The sequence below is a fragment of the Pseudomonas sp. RSB 5.4 genome, assembly GCF_037126175.1.
Lineage (GTDB): Bacteria > Pseudomonadota > Gammaproteobacteria > Pseudomonadales > Pseudomonadaceae > Aquipseudomonas > Aquipseudomonas fluorescens_H.
The window spans coordinates 3,025,681-3,046,375 of record NZ_CP146986.1 but is presented as its reverse complement, the minus strand read 5'-3'; the positions used below and the strand labels follow the sequence as shown (position 1 = coordinate 3,046,375).

Below are 20,695 nucleotides of genomic sequence, written 5' to 3'. Positions count from 1 at the left end.
CCCGCACGAAGAAAAGCGCTTATACGCAGGCTTTACGCCCCCCGTGCAGATCGATATGAACACCTTATTCCTTTATGCTTTGCGCACTTTTCTCCGCTGATTTTCGAGCTGCCATGAACACCGTCATCCGCAACGTCACCGCCGCCGACCTGGATCGCTGCTACGCCATCGAAACCGTTGCCTACGAAGGCGATGAAGCCGCCACCCGCGAAAAGATCGCCACGCGCATTGCCACGTGGCCAGAGGGTTTCATCGTCGCCGAAGTGGACGGCGTGGTCGCCGGTTTCATCAACTCGGGCGCGGCGTTCGACGTGCAGATGTCGGACGAGGCGTTCAAGGAATTGATCGGCCATGATCCGAAGGGCCCGAACGTGGTCATCATGTCGGTGGTGGTGCACCCGGACTATCAGGGGCAGGGCCTGGCCAAGCGGCTGATGGCCGAGTTCATCGAGCGCATGCGCGGGATGGACAAAGCGACGATTCACCTGATGTGCAAAGAGAAGCACATTCCGCTGTATGCCGGGTTTGGCTTTGCCTATATCAAGCCGTCGGAGTCAGACCATGGCGGGATGGCGTGGCACGAGATGATCCTGACCCTATAAGCCAACACCATTCAAAACTGTAGGAGCTGCCGAAGGCTGCGATCTTTTGATCTTGCTGTTAAGAAGATCAAGATCAAAAGATCGCAGCCTGCGGCAGCTCCTACAAGGGGATCACGTACTTTTTTCGGTCGTGGGCAGGCCGTAACATCGTCGTGCATCCCTTGATGATTTTAGAAAAACAGCCCCATGCGCCGCTCGTACCCGATCCGGCCCTTGTACGCTTCGCCGCTGTCGACGAAACCGTATCTGGCGTACAGCGCAATCGCCGCATCGTTATCAGCGTCCACCGACAGTTCCAGCCCCTTGATCTCCGGCCATGCTTCACGCGCCACGTCGGGCAACGCTTGCAGGCAGGCCTTGCCGTAACCCTTGCCTTGCGCGCGGTGATCGACCTGCAAGGCATGCAGGGTGGCGCTGTGTTCGTCGGCCCAGTCCGGCAACACGGGCGGGCGCTTGAGCAGCAGAAACGCCACCGGCACCTGATCGGCCAGCAGCGCGAAACCTTTTACGCCAGGACCGGGTTTGGACAGCAGCGTGTGCAACGCGCCGTGAATGTCGCCGGAGAATTTGATCTGCTCGGGATGAATTTCAATCGCCTCGACTTGCTGACGCTGCAAGGCGTTCAGGCTGTCGTACGGCACGAGTTGGGCTGACACGGGAATTTCCTTTTTCCTACAAAAGATGAGCCTCGGATTCTAGCGATTTTGTCTTCGGCGGAAATGTTTTGTTTCGTCTGTCGATCTGCTCGATGGCCGAACGACTAAAGGTGTCTTCACCACAAAAACCACGGAGAACACCATGAGCGCACAGACTGAAATCCAGGCACTGATCAACACTTACCGCGAAGCGGTGATGACCAAGAACGTCGAGAAGGTCATGGCGTTGTATGCCGATGACATTCTCTCCTTCGACGCGATCAAGGCCCTGCAATTCAAGGGCAAAGCGGCCTACCGCGCGCACTGGGAAGCCTGCATGGAGATGTGTTCCGGCCCGCACGTTTTCGAGTTCCACGAGATCGCCATCGAGACTGCCGACAACCTCGCGTTTGCCCATTGGGTAACGCATTGCGGCGGCACCAACGACAAGGGCGAAACCCAGAGCTGCTGGATGCGCGCCACCGCGTGCTATCGGCAGGTCGGCGGGACGTGGAAAATCGCTCACGAGCACTGGTCGGCACCGTTCGATCCGATGAGCGGCGCCACGCTGTTCGATGTGCAGCCCTGATCTTCAGCCATAGTTGATCCGTTCGATTCAGGAGAAAGCCATGAAGTATCTATGCCTGGTCTACAGCGATGAGCGCCTGTTGCACACGCTGCCCGACAGTCCGGAGGACGCCGAATGCTGGGCCTACGCCGAGTCGATTCAGGGCAGCGGGCGGATGGTCGCGGCCGAAGCGCTGGAGTCGGTGCAGACCGCGACCACGGTGCGTATGCGCAACGGCAAGCTGTCGATCACCGATGGCCCGTTCGCTGAAACCAAGGAGCAACTGGCCGGGTTTTACCTGATCGACGCCAAGGATCTGAACGAAGCGATTCAGGTCGCCGGGCATATTCCGGCGGCCCGGGTCGGCAGCGTCGAAGTGCGCCCGGTCCGGCAGTTGAATGTCTGACGTCCGGGCGCGGGTCGAGCAGGTCTATCGCGAAGAATCGCGGCGCATTCTGGCGACGCTGATTCGCCTGCTGGGGGATTTCGATCTCGCCGAAGAAGCCCTGCACGAGGCGTTCTTCGTCGCAGTCGAGCGCTGGCAGCGCGATGGCGTGCCGGACAGTCCGCGCGCCTGGCTGGTGTCCACCGGGCGCTTCAAGGCCATCGATGTGTTGCGCCGCCGCGCCCGCTTCAAGGCCTCGCAGCCGCTGTTGCTGGCGCAGCTCGAAGAACTGGAGCAGGCCGACTGGAGTGGCGAAGACGTGGAAGACGACCGCCTGCGGCTGATCTTCACCTGCTGTCACCCGGCGCTGGCGGCAGATGCGCAAGTGCCGCTGACCCTGCGTGAAGTCTGCGACCTGACCACCGAGGAAATCGCCCGCGCGTTTCTCTCGGCGCCGGCGGCGATTGCCCAGCGCATCGTCCGCGCCAAGGCCAAGATTCGCGATGCGAAAATCCCTTATCAAGTCCCCAGCCTGAGCGAATTGCCTGAGCGCCTAGACAGCGTGTTGCGGGTGATTTATCTGGTGTTCAACGAAGGCTATTCGGCGTCGATGGGGGCGGAGGTGACGCGTGAAGAGCTGACCCGCGAGGCGATCCGGCTCGGGCGGTTGCTGATGGAGCTGCTGCCGGAACCGGAGGTCATGGGCTTGCTCGCGCTGATGCTGTTGCACGAGTCACGTCGGCCGGCGCGCACTTCGCCCAGTGGTGAACTGGTGCTGCTGGATGACCAGGATCGTTCGCACTGGGATGCCGGGTTGATCGCCGAAGGCTGCGCGCTGGTGGAGCGGGCGCTGACCACCCGACGCTTCGGGCCGTATTGTCTGCAAGCGGCAATAGCGGCGGTGCACGCCGAAGCGCCGTCAGCGGCGGAAACGGATTGGCTGCAGATCGTGGGGCTGTATGACGTGTTGTTGCGGGCGTCGCCGTCGCCGGTGATCGAGTTGAACCGTGCGGTGGCGGTGGCCAAGCGCGATGGGGCGTTGGCAGGGCTGGCGCTGATCGAGGGGATACTGGATCGCGGCGAGTTGCAGGATTACCACCTGGCGCATTCGGCGCGGGCGGAGTTTTGTCGGCAGTTGGGTCGGGTCGAGCAGGCGCGGGCGGCTTATTTGCGAGTCCTGGAACTGACCCGGCAGGAGCCGGAGCGGCGGTTTATCGAGGGGCGGCTTAGCGAACTGGATTGATCCGAGATGTTCATTCGCAATGCCGGCCCTTTCGCGAGCAAGCCCGCTCCCACAGTTGGAACGCGGTCAACTGTGGGAGCGGGCTTGCTCGCGAAGGGTCCAGTGCAGCCGACCTCAAACCATCAGGCCTGCTGCCGGGTCGCAGCCAGCACGATCTCGCGAATGCACACGCCCTGCGGCTGCTCATACGCATAGGCAATCGCCGTCGCCACATCCTCGGCGCTCAATACCGTGCCGCCCATCTCCTGCTTCCACGCCTGATAGCCGGTCTTGATCGCCTCATCGGTGGTGTGGCTGAGCAATTCGGTCTCCACCGCACCCGGTGCAATGGTGGTCACGCGCACGTTGTGCGGCGCCAGTTCTTCGCGCAGGTTTTCCGACAAACCATGCACCGCGAACTTGGTGCCGACATACGCGACGTGATTCGGGAAAGTCTTGCGCCCGGCCACCGAGCTGACATTGATGATCGTGCCGTGCTTGCGTTCGACCATCCCGGCGACGACGGCATGCACGCCGTTGAGCAGACCCTTCACATTGACGTCGAGCATCTGCTCCCACTGCGCCGGATCCTGCTCGCTCATCGCCCCCAGCAGCATCACGCCGGCGTTGTTGATCAGCGCGTCGGCCGGGCCGAATTCTGCTTCTGCTTCGGCGACTGCCGCGAGCAGTGCGGCGCGATCAGTGATGTCGACCTGACGGCTGAGGCTGTGCGGAAGCTCCAGTGCCTGCAGGCGCTCAATCCGGCGCGCCAGCAGCAACAGCGGATGACCGGCAGCGCTCAAGCGTCTGGCCGCCGCTTCGCCAATGCCCGAACTGGCCCCGGTGATGATGATCAATGGCTTGCCCATGGTTGAACTCCTGAAATAAGAAAATCAAATGACTGAATGCTGGGCGCAGTATATTTAGCGCGTTCTCGGCTGAAAAATGCCTTATTCCTCTGTCTGTCATCGGAATCACCTATGGATATCCGTCACCTCAAAGCCTTCCTCGCGGTGTTCGAAGAACGCAACATCACCGCAGCGGCACAACGCTTGTTCATCAGTCAGCCGACCCTGTCGGTGACCATCAGGCAGCTTGAAGAAGAACTCGGCGCGACGCTGTTCGTGCGTCAACCGCGTGGGGTCGAGGTCAGCGCCGAGGCGCGGTTGCTGTACCCGCAGGCGCGACGCATGGTTGCCGAGTCGGAAGCCTTGAGCCGGATGTTTCGCGGCGGCGAGAACCGCGCGCCGCTGACCCTCGGCATCGAAGGCGACATCGCCGCCAGCCACATCGAAGCCTTCGTGCGCATGGCCCATCAGGCCTTGCCCAATCTGCTGCTGACGCTGGAGGAGGGTTGTCACGGTGACGGGCGGCTGGCGGTGGAGGAGATGTGCTGCGAGGACGAACTGTTCCTGCCGCTGTGGGAAGAACCCTATGTGATGGCGCTGCCGCTGGAGCATCCGATGGCGGTGGCGCAGGCCGGATGGGCGCCGATTGAAGACTGGATCACCTGCCCGCAGCATCCGTCGCATCAGCGCTTGATGGCGTTGTACGGGCGCTCGCCGGAGGCGGTGGCGGGGCATGCCGGCTCGTTGCAACAGGCGCTGCACATGGTCGCGGCGGGTGTCGGCGTGGCGATGTTGCCGCAGTCGCTCGTCAGCGGGCATGCACGGGTGGTGGTACGTGCGCTGCACTTGCCGGCGCCGACTCGCCGGGTCGGCTTGTGCTACGCGGCGCAGGCGCTGGAGTTGCCGGCGATGCGTGGGTTGCAGGGATATTTTCAGGAGAACCGGCCGGTGGAAATTGCAGCGGCCTGACCGATCGCTTTCGCGAGCAGGCTCGCTTCCACATTGGATCTGTGGTGTTCACAAAATCCTTGTGGGAGCGAGCCTGCTCGCGAAGGGGCGCACCACCTATTCCAGCATTTTGCTCAGCAACCAACTCCCCGCCGGCCCCGGCGGATACAGCCGCGACCACAATGCATCGACATACACCGGCCGCGGCCAGCCACGCACCGTCAACTCCACCAGCGTGTCGTTGCCGAAGCGCGCCACCAGCCAGCGCGGCAACGCCGCCCAGCCGAAGCCCATTTCCGCCATTTCCATCAGCATCAGGTAACTCGGCGCCGACCATACCCGGCCCTTCGCCCGGCTGTCATAGGGATTGACGATGGTCGCCAGGCGTAACTCGCGATGCTGCTCCAGCACCTGCTGATCGACACATTCGATGCCGGTCAACACATGATCACGTTTGACGAACAGCGCCAGGTCCGTGCGCTCGGCGACGGTCGAGGTCACCAGATCTGGTGGATAGGTGTCCTGCATTTCGGCAAACGCCAGGTGCGCGCGGCCACGCTGAACCAACTCGATCAGGTCGTCGCACTCGGCGATCAGGCATTCCAGTTCCAGGTCCGGATAACGCTGTTCGAAGCCGACCAGCGCCGCCTCGAAACGCGCCGATTGATAGGTGTCGGAAATCGCCACCGTCAGCTTCGGTTCGACGCCTTCGGCCAGTTGCCGGGCGGTCATTTGCAGACGACTGGTGGCCGCCAGAATCGCCTCGGCCCGTTGCAGCATCACATGGCCAGCCGGGGTCAGGGTCGGTTTGCGGCTGCTGCGGTCGAACAGCACCAGATCCAGATCGATCTCCAGGCTCGCCACTGCCGCACTGATGGTCGACTGACTGCGCCCCAGTTTGCGCGCTGCCGCCGAAAACGAACCCTGAGTGGCGGCCTGGACAAACGCCACCAGCACTTCCTGCGAAGCCATGAACTATCGCCTTGATCGATGGTTATTGGTTATGAAGTATCGGTGTGAGGGCCGATCATGGCAACTCTCTTCACTCAAGGAATCAGGCCATGACGGCTAACAAATCCATTGCTGAACGTATCTTTCAGGCCATCGGTTTCGAGTTTCTGGCGATCCTGATCTGCACGCCGTTGCTGGCGTGGATTATGGACAAGCCCCTGTTGGACATGGGCGCCGTAACCGTGCTGATCGCTCTGCTGGCGCTGGCGTGGAACGTGCTGTTCAACGGTTTTTTCGACCGCATGCTCAAGCGCCTGAACGTCGCGCACAACGCCTGGACGCGGGTGGTCCACGCGCTGTTGTTTGAAGGCGGGTTGATTGTGATGGGCGTGCCGCTGATTGCCTGGTGGCTGTCGGTCAGCCTGTGGCAGGCGTTCTTGCTGGACATCGGCGTGCTGCTGTTTTTCCTGCCGTACACCTATGTGTATCACTGGGGGTATGACGTGGTGCGCGAGCGCCTCGTGACCCGCCGGGTATGCGCGGGATAAGCACAACCTGTGGCGAATGCAAAACCTGTGGCGAGGGGATTTATCCCCGATGGGGCGCGTAGCGGCCCTTCTTTTTATCCAGAAAAGAAGGGCCTGCTGCGCAGTCCATCGGGGATAAATCCCCTCGCCACAGAGGCTCTCACCAAGAAAGTTTTTAGTGAATGGGGGATTTAGAGGAACATCCCGCCCGATGCCTCGACCCGCTGCCCGTTGATCCACTGCGCGCCCGGCGCCAGCAACATCGACAACGCACCACCAATATCATCCGGTTGCCCGGCGCGACCCAGTGCGGTATTGCTCGCGACCATCGCGTTCAACGCCGCGTTGTCGCGCACCGCACCGCCACCAAAGTCAGTCTCGATCGCGCCCGGCGCGAGAATGTTCACGCCGATCTGCCGCGCGCCCAGCTCTTTGGCCTGATAGCGGGTCAGCACTTCCATCGCGCCTTTCATCGCCGCGTAGGCGGCGTAGCCCGGCAGGCTGAAGCGGGTCAGGCCGCTGGAGATGTTGATGATGCGCCCGCCGTCATTGATCAGCGGCAGCAGTTGCTGGGTCAGGAAGAACGGCCCTTTGAGCTGGATGTTCATCAGCAGGTCGAACTGTTCCGGAGTGGTTTCGGCGAACAGCGCGTGAACACCGATCCCGGCGTTGTTGATCAGGAAGTCGAAGCGCGGACGCTCCAGTTGCTGCAGCGCTTGCGCAACCCGCGAGGCGAAATCGGCAAAGGTTTCGCTGCGGCCAACGTCCAGTTGCAGCATCACGGCTTTGGCGCCGCGTTGTTCCAGTTCTGCGACCAGTGCCTGGGCTTCATCGGCGCGGCTGTTGTAGGTGCCGATGATGTCCACGCCCTGCGCGGCGAGGTGCAGTGCGGCGTTCTTGCCAAGGCCTCGGCTGGCGCCGGTGATCAATGCGATTTTGCGGCTCATGTGAAATCCTCGATTGCGGTGAGTGGTGATGAGCAAAGTTTATTTATCCGCCATTGGGTGATAAACAGACTGAAACCGGAATCACTGATCGACTCCGTCGAACAATCAACGGGTGTCCTGATGAACAAACTGGAACTGCTGCGCACCTTCGTCCGGGTCAGCGAACTGTTGAGTTTCACCTTGGCCGGCGAGAGTCTCGGGCTGCCACGCTCGACCGTGTCCGAGCACGTGCAGGCCCTGGAAACCCTACTCGGCACACGCTTGCTGCAACGCACCACGCGCAAGGTGCAGGCGACTCAGGACGGCCTGGTGCTGTACGAACGCAGCAAGGATCTGCTGTCGCATATGGACGAGATCGAGGGGCTGTTTCGGCAGGATCCAGCGTCGCTCACCGGGCGGATTCGTGTCGATATGCCGAACATTCTCGCGCGCCGCTTGATCATGCCGCTGCTGCCTGAGTTCATGGCGCGCCACCCGAATCTGGAATTGGAAATCAGCAGTACCGACCGTCGCGTCGATCTGCTCAGCGAGGGTTTCGATTGCGTGGTGCGCATCGGCGCGCAGCCGGATCAGTCGGTGGTGGCGCGGCATCTGGGCGACTTTCCGATGATCAACTGCGCCAGCCCCGCTTACCTCGAACGCTATGGCGTACCGCAGACGCTGGAGGATCTGGCGCAGCATCGGCTGGTGCACTACGTCGGCGTGCTCGGTTCGCGCTCGGAAGGTTTTGTGTATGAACAGGACGGACAGGTGCGGCGCCTGCCGATGGCGGGCAGTGTCACGGTCAACAGCACTGATGCCTATGAGTCGGCGTGCCTCGGCGGTTTCGGCCTGATCCAGGTGCCGCGCACCGGCATGCAGCCGCATCTGGACAATGGTGAACTGCTGACCGTACTGCCGCAATTCACGGCGCCGGCGATGGGCATTTCAATCCTGTATGCGCGGCAACGGCACTTGCCGCTGCGGGTGCGGGTGTTCATGGATTGGTTGGGGGAGGTGATTCGTTCGACGCTCTAGCCAACAACACAAATCCAAATGTAGGAGCTGCCGAAGGCTGCGATCTTTTGATTTTGCTTTTTAAAAACAAGATCAAAAGATCGCAGCGTGCCGCAGCTCCTACAGGGGATTTGTGGGGTCAGAAAATCTGGGTGAACAGCCAGTACAGGCTGCCCGACAGCAGAATCGCCGCCGGCAAGGTCAGCACCCACGCCATCAGCAGGTTGCGGATGGTCTTCATCTGCAGCCCGCCGCCATTGGCAACCATGGTCCCGGCCACACCCGATGACAACACGTGGGTGGTCGACACCGGCAAACCGAACATGTCCGCCGCGCCGATGGTCAGCATCGCCACGGTTTCCGCCGAGGCGCCCTGGGCGTAGGTCAGGTGAGTCTTGCCGATCTTCTCGCCGACCGTCACCACAATGCGTTTCCAGCCGACCATGGTGCCGAGGCCCAGGGCGATGGCCACGGCGATCTTTACCCACAGCGGAATGAAGCGCGTGGCGTTGTCGATCTGCTGCTTGAACAGCTGCAGTTTGTCAGTGGTGTCGGCGTCGAAGTTGCCGACCTTGTTCTTGTCCATCAGGCGAATGCTTTCGCTGGCCAGGTACATGTCGTTACGCACGTTGCCCATGGCTTCGGCCGGGACTTTCGACAGCGAGCCATAGCCTTTGACCTCTTCGCCAATGTGCCCGGTGAGGGCGGCGAGGGCGGGGATCAGTTGCGGGGTGGCTTGCTTGCTGCGCACGTAATCGGACAGCACCGGGCGCGGATCGACCGGGGCTGGCAGCGGGGTATTTTTCACCAGCGCTTGCTGGGTGACTTCGGCGACGGCAGCGAACTGCAACGCCTGATCGGCGGGCATGGTGCGGTTCAAGGCGTAGGCCATGGGCAAGGTGCCGACCAGAATCAGCATGATCAGGCCCATGCCTTTCTGCCCGTCGTTGGAGCCGTGGGCGAAGGACACGCCGGTGCAGGTGGCGATCAGCAGACCGCGAATCCACCACGGTGGCGGGTTGTTGCCTTCCGGCGCTTTGTACAGCGCGCGATTCTTGATGAAGGCGCGCATGGCCAGCAGCAACAGCGCCGCGCAGCCGAAGCCCACCAACGGCGACAGCAGCAGGGCGTAACCGATCTTAGTCGCCTGCGCCCAGTCCACGCCGCTGGTGCCGTCGCGCCCGTGCATCAAGGCATTGGCGACGCCGACGCCGATGATCGAGCCGATCAGTGTGTGGGAAGAGGAGGCCGGCAAGCCCAGCCACCAGGTGCCGAGGTTCCACAGGATCGCCGCGATCAACAGGGCGAAGATCATCGCGAAACCGGCGGACGAACCGACCTGCAGAATCAGTTCCACCGGCAGCAGGGCGATGATGCCGAACGCTACGGCGCCGCTGGACAGCAGCACCCCGAGGAAATTGAAGAATCCCGACCAGACCACCGCCACGTTCGGCGGCAGCGAGTGGGTGTAAATCACTGTCGCGACCGCGTTGGCGGTGTCGTGGAAACCGTTGACGAACTCAAAGCCCAGCGCAATCAGCAGCGCCACGCCGAGCAGCAGAAACGGGGTCCAGGTGGTGACGGTGGTGCCCAGCTCATGCATGTCGTGCATCAGGCTGTAAGCGGTGAACAGCATCCCCATCGCGAGCACCGCGAAAAAGATCACGTAGGTGAACGGGCCGGTTTTCTTGTCGAGGGCTGGCCTGCCACTGGGGGCAGAGGCCTGGCGGGCGGTCAGGGAGGGAGTAGCCATGAGCGGACAATCCTGAGCGAGGGAAGGAATGTCGGTCATGATCGTTGCTAAATATTACAGAGAGACTGCGGCAGGTCAGTGTTTGCTTTATTAGCCCTACCACTGATCTAAAGCCGAGAGATACCCCCTGTGGCGAGGGAGCTTGCTCCCGCTGGGGTGCGAAGCGCCCCCGAAACCCATTCACATGAATGTATCAGTGAGCCCGCGTTGACTGATTTACGACTGCTGCGCAGCCGAGCGGGAGCAAGCTCCCTCGCCACAGGGGACGGTGTCACCCCGCCGAAGGTTGCGATCTTTTGCTCTTAATAATCCCCACGCTTGCGAAACGCCCAACGCCCGGCAATCGCGGTAAACGTCACCACCAGCGCCACCAGAATCCAGAACCCCTCCGGATCACCTGCCAGCGGCACGCCCCCCACGTTCATGCCGAAGAAACCGGCGATGATGTTGATCGGCAGCGCCAGCACCGTGACCACGGTCAGGGTGAACAGGGTGCGGTTGCTCTGTTCGTTGAGGTTGGCGGCGATTTCTTCCTGGAGCAGTTTGATCCGCTCGCCGAGGGCGGTGAGGTCGTTGATGATCAGCGCGAACTCCTCGGTGGATTTGCGCAGCTCCTTGACGTCTTCCTTCTGCAGCCACGGCGGCGGACGGTTGAGCAGGCGCAGCAGCGAACCCGGCTCCAGCGCCAACAGGCGTTGCAGGCGCACCAGCACCCGGCGGTTGGCGCCGAGTTCGGCGCGGTTGGTCGACAGGCGTGAGGAGAGCAATTCGTCCTCGACCTGATCGACGCTCATGCTGGTCTTGCGCACGATCTGCGTCAGCACTTCGCCCTGATCGCGCAGCAAGTGCACCAGCAGTTCCGACGGCGAGCGAAAGCATTCGCCGGCCTTCACCGACGAACGCAATTTGTCCACCGAGTGCAGCGGTTGCAGGCGTGCGCTGACGATCAGTTTGCTGCGCACGCAGACCCACAGCGTCGACACGTCCGAGGAAACCATGCTGCTGAGGTTGAACACCACGTCGTTGACCACTGCCAATAACGCCGAGTCGACGTGCTCGATACGCGTCGAGCGCGAACCTTCGTGCAACGCTTCGAAAAACTCTTCGGGCAATTGCAGATGACTTTTCATCCAGCGCTCGCACGCGGCGTGCGCCAGGTTCAGGTGCAGCCAGAGGAATTCATCACTGTCGCTGTCGTCTTGCAGACAACGCAGGGCGGTCGCCGAATCGACTTCGCGGCCACGTTCACCGGGACGAAAACGGAAGCCGTAAAGCAAACCGAACAAATCAGGATCGCGATGACTGATATCGAGGCTGTGATTCATGGAGGCTCGCTGCGATGAGGGGTGTCGGTCGCGGAATGGCAGGTTCACTGAGCCGCATCATCGCAATCACGCATGACGCTTGTGTGACTGCAAAATGACAGTGATCGTGATCATTACCGGCAATCCTGTGGGAGGGGGCTTGCTCCCGAATGCGGATGATCATTGAGTGATGATGTGGATGACACGCCGCTTTCGCGAGCAAGCCCGCTCCCACCCTGTGCCAGGGTCGATCACAGTCTCTTAATTCACCTACCAATGGTCGGATTTTCTTCAAGAAGCGCTCTGGTACGCCGATCACGCTTAGGTTACGTTGCGCGCGCTTGGCCATGAGCCAAGGCTCGCCGACACGGATGTCCGGCAAAATTCCACGCCTTACCGGGCGTGCCTCATCCCTGTCCTGAGTATCTCGCGATGCTGCAAAAATCCTTGAGAGCACAAATTCTCGCCCTGCTGGGCGGCAGCCTGCTGGCGATGCTGTTGATCGCACTGGCCTGCTTTCATTTCCTGTCCAACGGCGTGCAGAACTACAGCCAGTTGATCGCCGGCCCGTTGCACACCTCGCAACTGATCGACGAGGCCAACCTGCAATTCAAAGTGCAGGTGCAGGAGTGGAAAAACGTCTTGCTGCGCGGCAAGCAACCGACGGACCTGGCCAAGTACTGGGGCCAGTTCGAAGATCGTCAGCGCGATGTGCAAAACATTCTCGGTGAACTGGCCGGCCAGAAAGGCCTTGAGCCGGCGCTGAAAACCCGCATCGAGCGTCTGCGTGAAGAGCACCGCCAACTCGGCAGCGCCTACCAGAAAGGCCGCGATGCCTACGTCGCTGCCGGTGGCGATCCAACGGCCGGCGACAGCGCCGTCAAAGGTGTGGACCGCGCCACCAGCGATCAGATGAGCGAACTGGTGGCCGAGCTGCGCAAACAGGGTGATGTGTTGTCGGCCAGCATCAGCGAAAGCGCCGACCGTACTGTGCTGCTGGGGATTCTGGTGATGCTCGGTTCTGGTCTGCTGATCGGTTTGCTGAGCCTGTGGCTGGTCAACCGCAACCTGATCGACCCGATCCGCAAGCTGATCGATTACGTCACCCAATTGAGCCGTGGGCGCCTCGCCGAACGCGTCGCCAACGACCGTCAGGACGAGTTGGGCAACCTTGCTGCCGCGGCGAATACCCTGCGTGATTTTCTCGCCGAAACCTTCACCCAACTGCAACGCAGCGCCAGTGATCTGGACAGCGCCAGCGGCGAGCTGAACGCCATCGCTACAACCATGGCCGGCGGTACCAACGAGCAGTTCAACCGCACCGATCAGGTGGCCACGGCAATGAACGAAATGTCCGCCACCGCCCAGGAAGTCGCCCGGCATGCCGCCGATGCGGCGCGGGCTGCCGACGATGCCGACCAGTCCGCCCAGCAGGGTGAAAAGGTCATGCAGAGCACCATCCACAGCATCACCCGGATGCGTGGCGAAATCGCCAACACCGCAGAGGTGATCCGTCGTCTGGAAGCCGACAGCGGGCGCATCGGCAAGGTGCTGGAAGTGATCCGCGGCATCGCCGAGCAGACCAACCTGCTGGCGCTCAACGCCGCGATTGAAGCGGCACGGGCCGGCGAGGCCGGGCGTGGTTTTGCGGTGGTCGCCGACGAGGTGCGCAACCTGGCGCAGCGTACGGCGGAGTCGATCATCGAGATCAACCAGATCATTCAGAACGTGCAGACCGGTGCCGTGGACGCGGCGCAAGCGATCGAAAGCGGTCAGACGCGCAGCGACGAAAGTGTCGAGCAAGTGACCCAGGCCGGCGCCATGCTGGAGCGCATCACCCACGCCGTGGAAGCGATCCGCGACATGAACCGCCAGATCGCCACTGCTGCCGAAGAGCAAACCTCGGTGGCCGAAGACATCTCGCGCAACCTGACCGAGATCACCTCGATCGCCAGCACCAACCTCAACAGCGTGCAGCGCACCGAAAGCGCCAGCCAGAATCTGCATGGCCTGTCCGGGCAACTCAATGAAGTCACCGCGCGCCTGAGCGCCTGACGTCAGCCGACGTGTACCGGTTCGGTTACCGAGTCGGTACACAGTCGATCTCAAATCCGTGCGACTGCCGCCGATGGCCGGTTATCTATAACCGGCATTGGAGCCATCCCATGGTCAGCATCACCTCTGTTTCAATCAATCAGACCGTCACCACCGCCACCAGCAAAACCAAGATCAGCGACGCCAGTGACGACACCTCAACCAGTGCAACCAGCAGCGCGGGCGTCAGCGCCGATACCAGCAAAGTGGCGGCCGGCGGTGGCGCGGCTCCGGCGGGCGACAGCAGTTCCGACAGCAGCGGTGAGTCGGATTCGGTGAAAGAACTGCGCAAGCAGATCGCCGAGCTGCAAAAGCAATTGCAGGAACAGCAGCAGGCGCTGCAAGCGGCTCAGGCCAAGCAGGAAGACGCTGATGCCAAGGCTGCCGACGTGGCCTCCGCCGAGTCGCAAATCTCCAGTACCTCGGCTTCGCTGCAGACCGCGACGGCGGCGTTGTTGCAGGCGTTGCAGGATTCCGGGTCGAGCAGCTCGGGTTCGCTGGTCAGCACTTCGGCCTGATTCCAAAAGGCACTGAAAATCCAATGTGGGAGCGGGCTTGCTCGCGAATGCGGTGTATCAGTCACTGAAAATATTGACTGACACGACGCCTTCGCGAGCAAGCCCGCTCCCACAGGGATCTGTGGTGTGTTTCAGATTGTCGGCAGGCTGAAGGTGAACAGCGTGCCGCTTTGGGCGGTGGACGCGACATGCAAATGCCCGCCGTGGGACTGGGCGATCTGGCTGGCGATGTACAGCCCCAGACCGAGCCCGGCCTGGGGCGCGCTGCCGGTCGGGCGCGAGTAAGGCTGGAACAGGTGCGGCAGGACCGCATCGGGAATATGCCCCTGATTTTTCACCGCCAGCATCAACGCACCTTGCTCGACCTGAGCGATGACTTCGATATCCCCGGTCGGGTCGCCATGGGCCACGGCATTGGCCAGCAGATTCGACAGCAGCTGGGCAATCCGTCCACGGTCGCAGTGCACACCCTGCAAGTCGCCAATGGACGCACTGATCGTACGTCCGGGATGCACGTTGCGGATCTCCGTCACCACCTGCTGCACCGCTTCGGTCAGGTCCGTGCAGGGCTGGATATCCACCGGAATGCCTTTGCCCAAGCGCCCGCGAGCAAAGTCGAGTACGTCATCCACCAGCCGCGTCGCCCGTTGCGCGCTGCCAAGGATATTACGCACCCGCCCCTCGATGGCCGGTTCCGGATGTTTGCGCAGGAGCATTTCGGCGCCGGCGCTGATGGCGAACAACGGGTTGCGCAAGTCATGGCCGAGCACGGCGATGAACTGTTCTCGCAGCTCGGCGGTTTCGCGCTCCTGCAACAGCGCTGTTTCGGTGCGTTGCGCGTTTTCTTCTGCTTCGATCTGCAACGCGAGCATCCGCGCGAAAGACTCCATGGTGCTCTGGATGGTGCTGGACCTGAGCTGCGCCGGGATCGGGTCGAGGGCGCAAATGGTGCCGAAGAACCGTCCGTCAGTGCGGAACACCGGCACCGAAATATAGCTCTCGAATTTGTACAGGCGCGGGGTGTGGTGATCACGGTAGAGCGGGTCTTCGCTGGCCTTGTCGATCACCACCGAGACATGTGACTGGCGGATCTCGTGGCACAGGGTGGTGACCACATCCAGTTCGCCGCCGACTTGCAGGCCGAATTCCAGTTGATCGAGCACCGCACACGTGGTCCACGAGTCCTCGGTGACCCGCGCCACGGCGGCAAAACGCATCCCGGTCAGTTCGCGGATCACCTGAAGGATGGCCGGCACCGCGCTAATGCGTCCGATGGTGGCGATGTCTGCTGCTTTGCTCTGCCCCATGCCATCGTTCCCGGCTGCATTGGTTGATTGATTGGGGGCCATACTAGCGGTCTGATGGCGGTTTTGGCATCCCTTCAGGCTGCATCCGCGTGATTTGCCGGCAAACGGACGCAAAAAAGCCGCACGATCGGTGATCGTGCGGCTTTCGGGTGGAGTTGTATCAGGTGTCTAGTTTGTTGCTCAGCACCTTGCCGGTGGTGGCATCGAAGTCGACGTCAAACTCTTTGCCATCGGCGGTTTTCAGCTCGACTTCGTATTCGTAACCGTTGAAGTGGTTATCCAGGTCGGTGTCGGTGATGGTCGCACCCGGGTGCAGTTTCAGCGCTTCGGCGTTCATCGACTCCAGCGACTTGATCTTGCCTTCCTTCACCAGTTGCGGGATCTGGTCGACGCGCACATCAGCCTGGGCCAGGCCGGCGGTCAGGGTCAGAGCGGCGGCGGTGAACAGGGCAGTCAAAGTTTTCATCGTTTCGTTCCTTGGGTATCGAATGGGGTTGATCTGTTTCAGTGGGGCCAGACTAACCAGCGCAACTTAATTCACCCTTAATTGGCCTTGTTCGATTGCGTCGTTTGTTCAATTGCCGTTCGCCGCGCGCTCGCATGCTGTGCCTTCGATCAACGGAGGTGCACATGAAACGCAAGGTTGCCGGGTTGTACGCGCCAGTGTTCTGGGGCGGATTCATCGGGTTCGGAGTTTGGGTGTCGGAAGTGTCGACGTTGTGCTTGTTGCCGCTGTTTGTCAGCGCGCTGCTCGTTTCGTTTGTTGCCGAATGGTCGCTGCCCTATGAGCCGGGCTGGAACCATCCGGCCGGTGACCGGCGCCGCGACATCCTGCACGCATTAGTCAACGAAGCACTGAATGCACTGGGCCTGCTGGCATTGCCGGGCCTGGTAACGCTTTTTGCGATTGACGGCGCATGGCCGCGAGAGTGGCCGTTATGGCTGCAGCTGGCGCTGGCGATATTCATTGCCGACGCCGGGATCAGCCTGATGCATTACGCCAGCCACCGCGTGACGTGGCTATGGCGGCTGCACGCGGTGCATCACAGTGTCGAGCGACTGTATGGTTTCAACGGTTTGATGAAACATCCGCTGCATCAACTGCTGGAAGCGACGTCGGGGCTGCTACCGTTGCTGGTGCTGGGCATTCCCTCGCAGGTCGCGGCGTTACTGGCGTTTGCCATTGCCATTCAACTGCTCTTGCAGCACTCGAATGTCGATATCCGCATGGGGCCACTGCGCCGGATTTTCGCCTGGGCGCCGCTGCACCGCTTTCATCACATGAAGTACGGGCGGGCCGGGGACGTCAATTTCGGGCTGTTTTTTACGCTGTGGGACTGGCTGTTGGGCACCGGTTTCTACACCCCGGACTATCAGATCCGCCAGGGTGATCTGGGAATTGGCAGCCGCCCGGATTTTCCCCGTGACTACGCCGCGCAATTGCTTGATCCGTTTGCGACGGTCACGTTGAGTCGCGAGCCAGTGGTGCCGCCAGCGCTGCGCCGTTGAGTCAGTCCAGCAGTTGCAAATCGATACGCCGCAACGCCTGACACGCGGTGACGCCGAAGAGTTTTTTCACGCTGCGCGAGAAGTGCGCCGAATCGGCAAACCCCGCCGAATGTGCCGCATCGGTCACTGGGCTGCCCAGCAGAATCGCCGCCATCGCCAGGCGCAAGCGGCGCCACAGCACCAGTCGGCGCACCGGCAGACCGACCTGACTGACGAACAGCCGCTGCAACTGACTCAGCGACACATGTGCGGCGTCAGCCACGGCGCGCGCCGCGACTTTGTCGATCAGCGAAGCATCGATGGCAGCCAGTGCGCGTTCGATGCGTGGATCGCTCAGCGAGCGGCGCGGACATTGGCGTATCGCGCGATCAAGTGCGGGCAGCGACAGTTCGGCGGCAGACAGTCGATCGACAAGCGTCTGCGCATCAAACAGCAGCGGTTCGGCGTAAACGGTAAACAGCGGATCCGGCGCGTCGACAATCGCGTGGCGCACATTGGAAGCAATCAGCAGCGGGGAGGCGGTGACAGGCGTGCCGTCCAGCAGCACGGTGGCCGGACGCTCGGGAGCGAGGATGATCTGGTGGGCGTAGTGGGAATGGGGCGCGGTGCGCCCCGACACTCCGTGGATCAGGCCATAGTCGTGCCCCAGCCAGAGGCGGCCTGTCCACTCGGTGTGCGTGTTCACTCAGAACCCGTTGTTCTTCAACACCTGATCAACACTGGCCGCCGCCGAGCGCTTGTAGAACTTCAACAGTTCGCTGGCGCGGTTGGTGAAGATGCCGTCGACACCCGCCGCCATGACTTTCTCGAAGTCCACCGGCTCATCGACGGTGTAGACGTGCACCAGCATGCCTTGGTCGTGGGTGTATTTATTCATCCACGGTTGCACCAGATCCGAATAGCTCTGGTCGCCGCCCTTGGTCAGCTTGGCCGACGGGCCGGTGCCGATGGCGCCCTGCGACTTGGCGAAATCCACCCATTGTTTGAATTCGGCTTCGGACTTCGGCTCTTGCTTGCCGTAGAACACGTTCTTGTCCTTCTCGCCGGACTCGGCAAAGGTCACTTTCGACTTCGGCTCGATGCTGCCTTCGCCAACCCACAGCAGGAGGATTTTCGGCACTTGCGGCATTTCCTTTTGCAGCAATTCGAGGCTGTTTTTCTCGAAGGTCTGCAGGATCACCTTGCCTTTGCCCTGGCCGACGCCGAGTTCGCTCTTGGCCAGTTTCGAACCGGCCGGGCTCAGCCAGCCGCGATCCTGCAGCTTCTCTTTGAGGTCATGCTCGATGCCGGGAAACAGCTGCGGCTCCTTGGTTTCGATGTACAGGCCCGGCTTGTGCTGCGGGTTGGCCTGGGCGATGTCGATGATTTCGTCGAGGGTCAGGATCTTCAGGCCGGCGTAGGTCGGACGCGCGCGATCCGGGTAGGCCTTGTTGTACCAGCTGCCGGCGTCGAGGGTTTTCAGTTCGGCCATGGTGAAGGCATTGGCCGGGCTGTCTTTGCGCTCAGGGAACTTGCTGGCGACATCAGTAGTGCGTTGCAGGTTGTTGTCGTGCAGCGCAAACAACACGCCGTCCTTGCTGCGTTGCAGGTCCATTTCCAGGTAATCGGCGCCGAGGTCGCGGGCCAGTTTGTAGGACGCGGCGGTGGACTCCGGTGCATCGAAGGATGCGCCACGGTGGGCGATCACGGCTGGATGCGGGATGCCATGGGCGGCGGCCAGCGCGTCGATGTTGGTCTGGGCGGCGGCGTGGGCCTGGCCGAAACCGAGCATCAGGCTCAGCATGAGAGCGCTTTTGGTGAAAGTGGCGGGCATGTTCGAGTTCCTTTCGCAGGGCATTTTCAAAGACGTACCTTTTAACAACTGAATCGATTGCGTGCTATCGCCAGACCGACATAAACGTATTAAAAGCGATTTTTCCTGCACTTTTGTGGCGCGGTTTGCAGTACGCTTGCCCGTGGCAGACGCCCCGGCAGAGGGCGGGCCGAGTCTTTTGCCCTGCGTGTAAACCATCGATGATTTTTCGTGAGGTTTACCATGCGCATCACTTCCCAACTCATCTGTCAGGCCGCCGATGACCTCAAGGGCTTTGTCGGCCTCAACCGCAAGACCGGCCAGTACATCGTGCGTTTCAGCGAAGACTCGTTCGGCATGGACGTCGCCGATGACGGCATCATTCCCACCAGCGAATTTGTCTGGGCGCGGGTTTCGGATACGACCATGACCCTGAAGCGTGAGCTGATCCAGTTGTTGCTGGATCAGAACATTGATGACCGGATCAACATCACCGAGCCGTTGCGGGTGTACATGAGCAAGGTTGAGGTGCCGGAGATTGTGGCGGTGCGCAGTCTGGTGAAAGGCTGAAGTTTTTGTAGTGGCTGTTGCGGCCTCTTCGCGAGCAGGCTCGCTCCCACATTGGATCTGTGGCGTTCACAAATTTCTGTGGGAGCTGGCTTGCCAGCGATGAGGCCAGTGCGAACACAACCAAATTCAAAGCCCAAACGCTGTACCTGTGGGAGCGGGCTTGCTCGCGAAGAGGCCAGTCAGCACGCCGCCATCGTCACTGCCCAAACCGGTATTCCCGCTCCACCCGACACACCCGCGTCTGAAATTTCGAATACCACTCCGCCCGCCCACGCGCCTGAATCACCCGGTGCTCGGGATGCTCGCGCCAGGCCAGAATCGCCGCCTCGCTCTGCCAGTACGAAATGGTGATCCCGACCCCGTCCTCCCCGCGAATCGAATCAATGCCAAGAAACCCCGGTTGCTCGCTGACCAGTTCCATCATGCGCTCGGACGCCGCGGCGTAACCATTGTCACCCTCGGTGCGGGTCGAGGTGAAAATCACTGCGAAACAGGTTTCGTCCGGTTTCATGGGCGCTGCTCCACGCACGCTTCGACGAACGCCCGTACCAGTGGCGGGATCTGGCCCTTGAGCGCGGCGCGTTCCGGCTGGAACAGCGTGGCGACATAAAACACATGGTCTTTCAATTCGATCGCCCGCAAGTCGCCCGCCGAATCGTGCCCCACGGCGTGTAGCTGATGAGTCAGCAATTCTCGTTCGAACTGCGGATTCACACCGTAGCGACAGCGATAACCTTCATGAATCTCCGACGTTTCGTACGCCTTGGCAATCAACGAGCCGGCGACCAGATGAATGCTGTCCACCGCTTCCACCAATGAGCAGGTCAGCGGCGTGAGCACCGCTCGCTGCGAGTCCGGCGACGTTTCACCATGCTCGGCATCGGCCCAGCCCAGCACATTGCGGGAAAATTCCAGCACCGCATGCTGAAAACCGCCGCAGGTGCCGAGGAAAGGGCGCTGTTGTTCGCGGGCATAACGGATGGCCCTGAGTGCGCCAGCTTCACTCTTGTAGGGACTGGCCGGGACGCACCAGAAACCGTCGAAGTTTTGCAGCGGAGCATCGGCGTGGATCTGCTCGGTGGGCAGCCATTCGAATTGCACATCGCGGCCGCTCTGCTCGGCGATCAGGCCGAGGGCAACGGGGATTGCCTGGTGGGCGGTGACTTGGGGGTCGTGATCGCCGATCAGGGCGATGGAAATGGCGTCCATGGGATTTCCT

Annotated in this window: 23 protein-coding genes; 11 read left to right on the top strand and 12 right to left on the bottom strand. The window is 61.5% G+C overall.

Annotated features, from left to right (window positions below; genetic code table 11):
• Positions 1–113 precede the first annotated feature (113 nt).
• Positions 114–602 carry a GNAT family N-acetyltransferase gene (locus tag V9L13_RS13735; RefSeq protein WP_103522125.1) on the top strand — a complete coding sequence of 163 codons (489 nt, stop codon included), beginning with the start codon at positions 114–116 and terminating at the stop codon, positions 600–602.
• A 170-nt stretch (positions 603–772) separates the two neighbouring features.
• On the opposite strand, the gene V9L13_RS13730 is transcribed toward V9L13_RS13735, so the two are convergent.
• On the bottom strand, positions 773–1,258 hold the full coding sequence (locus tag V9L13_RS13730; protein WP_338802777.1) for a GNAT family N-acetyltransferase: 486 nt from the start codon (positions 1,256–1,258) through the stop codon (positions 773–775).
• A 142-nt stretch (positions 1,259–1,400) separates the two neighbouring features.
• Between V9L13_RS13730 and V9L13_RS13725 the strand changes: the two genes are divergently transcribed.
• Genes V9L13_RS13725 through V9L13_RS13715 form a run of 3 tightly spaced genes read left to right on the top strand, consistent with a single transcriptional unit; the run spans position 1,401 to position 3,433 of the window.
• Complete coding sequence (locus V9L13_RS13725; RefSeq protein WP_338802776.1) at positions 1,401–1,826, top strand: nuclear transport factor 2 family protein; 426 nt, start codon at positions 1,401–1,403, stop codon at positions 1,824–1,826.
• 40 nt (positions 1,827–1,866) lie between these two features.
• A complete protein-coding gene (locus tag V9L13_RS13720) occupies positions 1,867–2,211 on the top strand; it encodes a YciI family protein (RefSeq protein WP_127651315.1) in 345 nt (114 codons plus the stop codon).
• Entirely contained in the window at positions 2,204–3,433 is a 1,230-nt protein-coding gene (locus V9L13_RS13715; protein WP_338802775.1) for an RNA polymerase sigma factor, read from the top strand. Before V9L13_RS13720 ends, V9L13_RS13715 begins: the two co-directional genes overlap by 8 nt.
• 122 nt (positions 3,434–3,555) lie before the next feature.
• Here the strand turns inward: V9L13_RS13715 and V9L13_RS13710 are convergent, their stop codons facing one another.
• Positions 3,556–4,281, bottom strand: a complete 726-nt coding sequence (locus V9L13_RS13710; RefSeq protein ID WP_338802774.1) for an SDR family oxidoreductase — start codon at positions 4,279–4,281, stop codon at positions 3,556–3,558.
• A gap of 111 nt (positions 4,282–4,392) precedes the next feature.
• Here V9L13_RS13710 and V9L13_RS13705 point away from each other — a divergent pair, with 111 nt between their 5' ends.
• Positions 4,393–5,229 (top strand): LysR family transcriptional regulator, encoded by an 837-nt coding sequence (locus V9L13_RS13705; RefSeq protein ID WP_338802772.1) that lies wholly within the window; start codon positions 4,393–4,395, stop codon positions 5,227–5,229.
• Positions 5,230–5,325: 96 nt separating this feature from the next.
• Here the strand turns inward: V9L13_RS13705 and V9L13_RS13700 are convergent, their stop codons facing one another.
• The gene (locus tag V9L13_RS13700; protein WP_338802770.1) at positions 5,326–6,180 is read right to left on the bottom strand and encodes a LysR family transcriptional regulator; all 855 of its coding nucleotides are present in this window, start codon (positions 6,178–6,180) and stop codon (positions 5,326–5,328) included.
• Positions 6,181–6,269: 89 nt separating this feature from the next.
• On the opposite strand from V9L13_RS13700, the gene V9L13_RS13695 reads away from it, so the two are divergent.
• The gene (locus tag V9L13_RS13695) at positions 6,270–6,707 is read left to right on the top strand and encodes a multidrug/biocide efflux PACE transporter (RefSeq protein WP_338802769.1); all 438 of its coding nucleotides are present in this window, start codon (positions 6,270–6,272) and stop codon (positions 6,705–6,707) included.
• A 170-nt stretch (positions 6,708–6,877) separates the two neighbouring features.
• On the opposite strand, the gene V9L13_RS13690 is transcribed toward V9L13_RS13695, so the two are convergent.
• The gene (locus V9L13_RS13690) at positions 6,878–7,633 is read right to left on the bottom strand and encodes an SDR family oxidoreductase (protein WP_201136793.1); all 756 of its coding nucleotides are present in this window, start codon (positions 7,631–7,633) and stop codon (positions 6,878–6,880) included.
• Between the two features lie 120 nt (positions 7,634–7,753).
• On the opposite strand from V9L13_RS13690, the gene V9L13_RS13685 reads away from it, so the two are divergent.
• Positions 7,754–8,650 carry a LysR family transcriptional regulator gene (locus tag V9L13_RS13685; RefSeq protein ID WP_338802768.1) on the top strand — a complete coding sequence of 299 codons (897 nt, stop codon included), beginning with the start codon at positions 7,754–7,756 and terminating at the stop codon, positions 8,648–8,650.
• A 118-nt stretch (positions 8,651–8,768) separates the two neighbouring features.
• Here V9L13_RS13685 and V9L13_RS13680 read toward each other — a convergent pair whose 3' ends face one another.
• On the bottom strand, positions 8,769–10,382 hold the full coding sequence (locus V9L13_RS13680; protein WP_003227350.1) for an inorganic phosphate transporter: 1,614 nt from the start codon (positions 10,380–10,382) through the stop codon (positions 8,769–8,771).
• A 302-nt stretch (positions 10,383–10,684) separates the two neighbouring features.
• The gene (locus V9L13_RS13675; RefSeq protein ID WP_103486050.1) at positions 10,685–11,707 is read right to left on the bottom strand and encodes a transporter; all 1,023 of its coding nucleotides are present in this window, start codon (positions 11,705–11,707) and stop codon (positions 10,685–10,687) included.
• A gap of 411 nt (positions 11,708–12,118) precedes the next feature.
• Here V9L13_RS13675 and V9L13_RS13670 point away from each other — a divergent pair, with 411 nt between their 5' ends.
• Both V9L13_RS13670 and V9L13_RS13665 read left to right on the top strand, forming a co-directional pair.
• Entirely contained in the window at positions 12,119–13,741 is a 1,623-nt protein-coding gene (locus V9L13_RS13670) for a methyl-accepting chemotaxis protein (RefSeq protein ID WP_338802766.1), read from the top strand.
• Between the two features lie 110 nt (positions 13,742–13,851).
• On the top strand, positions 13,852–14,298 hold the full coding sequence (locus V9L13_RS13665) for a hypothetical protein (protein WP_003227342.1): 447 nt from the start codon (positions 13,852–13,854) through the stop codon (positions 14,296–14,298).
• A 131-nt stretch (positions 14,299–14,429) separates the two neighbouring features.
• Here the strand turns inward: V9L13_RS13665 and V9L13_RS13660 are convergent, their stop codons facing one another.
• Both V9L13_RS13660 and V9L13_RS13655 read right to left on the bottom strand, forming a co-directional pair.
• Positions 14,430–15,605: a GAF domain-containing sensor histidine kinase gene (locus tag V9L13_RS13660; RefSeq protein ID WP_338802765.1), complete on the bottom strand. Its 1,176-nt coding sequence runs from the start codon at positions 15,603–15,605 to the stop codon at positions 14,430–14,432.
• Positions 15,606–15,765: 160 nt separating this feature from the next.
• Positions 15,766–16,071 (bottom strand): PepSY domain-containing protein, encoded by a 306-nt coding sequence (locus V9L13_RS13655; RefSeq protein WP_262142111.1) that lies wholly within the window; start codon positions 16,069–16,071, stop codon positions 15,766–15,768.
• 164 nt (positions 16,072–16,235) lie between these two features.
• Here V9L13_RS13655 and V9L13_RS13650 point away from each other — a divergent pair, with 164 nt between their 5' ends.
• Positions 16,236–17,114 carry a sterol desaturase family protein gene (locus tag V9L13_RS13650; RefSeq protein WP_338802764.1) on the top strand — a complete coding sequence of 293 codons (879 nt, stop codon included), beginning with the start codon at positions 16,236–16,238 and terminating at the stop codon, positions 17,112–17,114.
• Position 17,115: 1 nt separating this feature from the next.
• Here the strand turns inward: V9L13_RS13650 and V9L13_RS13645 are convergent, their stop codons facing one another.
• A complete protein-coding gene (locus V9L13_RS13645) occupies positions 17,116–17,799 on the bottom strand; it encodes a helix-turn-helix domain-containing protein (RefSeq protein WP_338802763.1) in 684 nt (227 codons plus the stop codon).
• Positions 17,800–18,927 carry a glycerophosphodiester phosphodiesterase gene (locus tag V9L13_RS13640; RefSeq protein ID WP_338802762.1) on the bottom strand — a complete coding sequence of 376 codons (1,128 nt, stop codon included), beginning with the start codon at positions 18,925–18,927 and terminating at the stop codon, positions 17,800–17,802.
• A gap of 222 nt (positions 18,928–19,149) precedes the next feature.
• On the opposite strand from V9L13_RS13640, the gene V9L13_RS13635 reads away from it, so the two are divergent.
• Positions 19,150–19,476, top strand: coding sequence for a DUF2025 family protein (locus V9L13_RS13635; RefSeq protein ID WP_003227331.1), 327 nt, complete (start codon positions 19,150–19,152; stop codon positions 19,474–19,476).
• A gap of 196 nt (positions 19,477–19,672) precedes the next feature.
• Here V9L13_RS13635 and V9L13_RS13630 read toward each other — a convergent pair whose 3' ends face one another.
• Positions 19,673–19,987 carry an antibiotic biosynthesis monooxygenase gene (locus tag V9L13_RS13630; protein ID WP_003227328.1) on the bottom strand — a complete coding sequence of 105 codons (315 nt, stop codon included), beginning with the start codon at positions 19,985–19,987 and terminating at the stop codon, positions 19,673–19,675.
• Complete coding sequence (locus V9L13_RS13625; RefSeq protein ID WP_338802761.1) at positions 19,984–20,685, bottom strand: CTP synthase; 702 nt, start codon at positions 20,683–20,685, stop codon at positions 19,984–19,986. The genes V9L13_RS13630 and V9L13_RS13625 overlap by 4 nt, the downstream gene beginning before the upstream one ends.
• Positions 20,686–20,695 lie beyond the last annotated feature (10 nt).